This is a genomic window from Ruegeria sp. C2 (assembly GCF_056537765.1).
Genome location: NZ_JBQFRZ010000020.1, coordinates 2,501 through 5,995 on the forward strand (window position 1 = coordinate 2,501; position 3,495 = coordinate 5,995).

Here is a 3,495-nt window from a genome sequence, read left to right on the forward strand (position 1 = left end):
TCTTCTATTCTCCATGCGGGGCCGACCGACATCGGCAGCATGGGTTCCAGGATAGGAGGCGGGAAAGTATGCTTTTGGTTCAGAAACAGAGGCGACCTTTAGTTACCAGCTGGGTCTGCCGTGAAGGACGTCTGTCTTTCTCTTTCTGGATCAAATCAAGCGCGAGAAGGGCGTTTGGTGAATGCCTTGGCAGCAAGAGGCGATGAAAGACGTGATACTCTGCGATAAGCCATGGGGAGCTGAGAATAAGCTTTGATCCATGGATCTCTGAATGGGGCAACCCACCTGAAAGCTTCATATTGTTATCCCCTCACAACCTAGTTGTGAGATAGATACTCAATATGGGGTTTAAACAGGTACTTAAGACCTGAATACATAGGGTTTTAAGAGCAAACCCGGGGAACTGAAACATCTAAGTACCCGGAGGAAAGGAAATCAATTGATACTCCCCTAGTAGCGGCGAGCGAACGGGGACCAGCCGAGCCAGATAAGTGACTAGAACATGTTGGGAAGCATGGCCATAGCGGGTGACAGCCCCGTATAGGAAGCTTTGATGGACGTATTAAGTAGGGCGGAACACGTGAAATTCTGTCTGAAGATCGGAGGACCACCTTCGAAGGCTAAGTACTCCTTGCTGACCGATAGCGAACCAGTACCGTGAGGGAAAGGTGAAAAGCACCCCGACGAGGGGAGTGAAACAGTACCTGAAACCGAACGCCTACAATCAGTCGGAGGCTCCTTGCGAGCTGACGGCGTACCTTTTGTATAATGGGTCATCGACTTGGTCTCACGAGCAAGCTTAAGCCGTTAGGTGTAGGCGTAGCGAAAGCGAGTCTTAATAGGGCGCATGAGTTCGTGGGATCAGACCCGAAACCGAGTGATCTAGGCATGGCCAGGTTGAAGGTAAGGTAACACTTACTGGAGGACCGAACCCACATCCGTTGAAAAGGATCGGGATGAGCTGTGCCTAGGGGTGAAAGGCCAATCAAACTCGGAGATAGCTGGTTCTCTGCGAAATCTATTTAGGTAGAGCGTCATCCGAATACCCCGGGGGGTAGAGCACTGGATGGGTAATGGGGCCCCACAGGCTTACTGATCCTAACCAAACTCCGAATACCCGGGAGTACTAGATGGCAGACACACTGCGGATGCTAACGTCCGTAGTGGAGAGGGAAACAACCCTGACCTACGACTAAGGCCCCCAATTCATGGCTAAGTGGGAAAGCAGGTGGGACGACCAAAACAACCAGGAGGTTGGCTTAGAAGCAGCCATCCTTTAAAGATAGCGTAACAGCTCACTGGTCTAAATAAGTTGTCCTGCGGCGAAGATGTAACGGGGCTCAAGCCATGAGCCGAAGTCTAGGGATGCGTAAGCATCGGTAGCAGAGCGTAGTGTGACATAGTCTCATTCCTCCTTCATGCCTTCGGGCAGATTGGAGGAGAGAGGCTTTCGATGAAGCCGGGGCGTGAGCCATCCGGTGGAGAGATCACTAGTGAGAATGATGACATGAGTAGCGACAAAGAGTGTGAGAGACACTCTCGCCGAAAGTCCAAGGGTTCCTGCTTAAAGCTAATCTGAGCAGGGTAAGCCGGCCCCTAAGCCGAGGCCGAAAGGCGTAGGCGATGGGAACTAGGTTAATATTCCTAGGCCAGGAGGATGTGACGGATCACAGGTGTAGTTCAATCTTATCGGATTGATTGGGCTGCTGAGTGGTTCCTGGAAATAGCCCTCCATCAGACCGTACCCTAAACCGACACAGGTGGACTGGTAGAGCATACCAAGGCGCTTGAGAGAACGATGTTGAAGGAACTCGGCAAAATACCTCCGTAAGTTCGCGAGAAGGAGGCCCGGTTCCTAGGCAACTAGGGGCTGGGGGCACAAACCAGGGGGTGGCGACTGTTTATTAAAAACACAGGGCTCTGCGAAGTCGCAAGACGACGTATAGGGTCTGACGCCTGCCCGGTGCCTGAAGGTTAAAAGGAGAGGTGAGAGCCTTGAATTGAAGCCCAGGTAAACGGCGGCCGTAACTATAACGGTCCTAAGGTAGCGAAATTCCTTGTCGGGTAAGTTCCGACCTGCACGAATGGCGTAACGACTTCCCCGCTGTCTCCAACATCGACTCAGCGAAATTGAATTGCCTGTCAAGATGCAGGCTTCCCGCGGTTAGACGGAAAGACCCCGTGCACCTTTACTACAGCTTCGCACTGGCATCAGGATTGTGATGTGCAGGATAGGTGGTAGGCTTTGAAGCGGAAACGCAAGTATCCGTGGAGCCTCCCTTGAGATACCACCCTTCGCACTCTTGATGTCTAACCGCGGTCCGTTATCCGGATCCGGGACCCTGCGTGGCGGGTAGTTTGACTGGGGCGGTCGCCTCCTAAAGCGTAACGGAGGCGCGCGAAGGTTGGCTCAGAGCGGTCGGAAATCGCTCGTTGAGTGCAATGGCAGAAGCCAGCCTGACTGCAAGACTGACAAGTCGAGCAGAGTCGAAAGACGGCCATAGTGATCCGGTGGTCCCGAGTGGAAGGGCCATCGCTCAACGGATAAAAGGTACGCCGGGGATAACAGGCTGATACTGCCCAAGAGTCCATATCGACGGCAGTGTTTGGCACCTCGATGTCGGCTCATCTCATCCTGGGGCTGGAGCAGGTCCCAAGGGTACGGCTGTTCGCCGTTTAAAGAGGTACGTGAGCTGGGTTTAGAACGTCGTGAGACAGTTCGGTCCCTATCTGCCGTGGGTGTAGGAGACTTGAGAGGAGTTGCCCCTAGTACGAGAGGACCGGGGTGAACGATCCACTGGTGGACCAGTTGTCGTGCCAACGGCAGTGCTGGGTAGCTATGATCGGACAGGATAACCGCTGAAGGCATCTAAGCGGGAAGCCCCCCTCAAAACAAGGTCTCCCTGAGGGCCGTGGAAGACCACCACGTCAATAGGCCGGAGATGTAAGCGCAGTAATGCGTTCAGTTGACCGGTACTAATCGCCCGATAGGCTTGATTTGATCCAGTAATGGAAAGACAAATCACCAAAAGCATACACACCTTGAGTTGGACAACGTTGATCTGATTAACAACCGTGCGGTAACGCGCCTTTATCTGTGATAAAGACGCTGCCTGCCGCATGGTCGCTTTCTTGCACAGCAAGAAAGTCGACCGAGGGCTTTTCCTCGGTTTGGTGGTCATAGCGCAAGTGAAACACCCGGTCCCATCCCGAACCCGGAAGTTAAGCACTGCCGCGCCAATGGTACTTGGGCTTAAGCCCCGGGAGAGTAGGTCACCGCCAAACCTAGCAAAAGCCCACATTCTCTCTAACGATGAAAAGAACACCTGGCGCGGGGTGGAGCAGTCCGGTAGCTCGTCAGGCTCATAACCTGAAGGTCAGAGGTTCAAATCCTCTCCCCGCAACCAAAATCCAAACAACCCGTTCGATCTACAAACAGTCCACCGGACTGTTTGCTTAACGATCAAACCTCGGCAGGCTCATAACCTGAAGGTC

General features: G+C 53.3%; 1 tRNA gene and 2 rRNA genes. All 3 read left to right on the forward strand.

The annotated features are described in order from the left end of the window. Positions 1-153: 153 nt before the first annotated feature. The 3 genes from ACR0IV_RS21700 to ACR0IV_RS21710 all read left to right on the forward strand — a co-directional run bounded on the left by ACR0IV_RS21700 (position 154) and on the right by ACR0IV_RS21710 (position 3,407). Positions 154-3,001 (forward strand): 23S ribosomal RNA (locus ACR0IV_RS21700). 169 nt (positions 3,002-3,170) lie between these two features. Then, positions 3,171-3,285, forward strand: a 5S ribosomal RNA gene (rrf, locus tag ACR0IV_RS21705). 45 nt (positions 3,286-3,330) lie between these two features. Further along, a tRNA-Met gene (locus ACR0IV_RS21710) sits at positions 3,331-3,407 on the forward strand. Positions 3,408-3,495 lie beyond the last annotated feature (88 nt).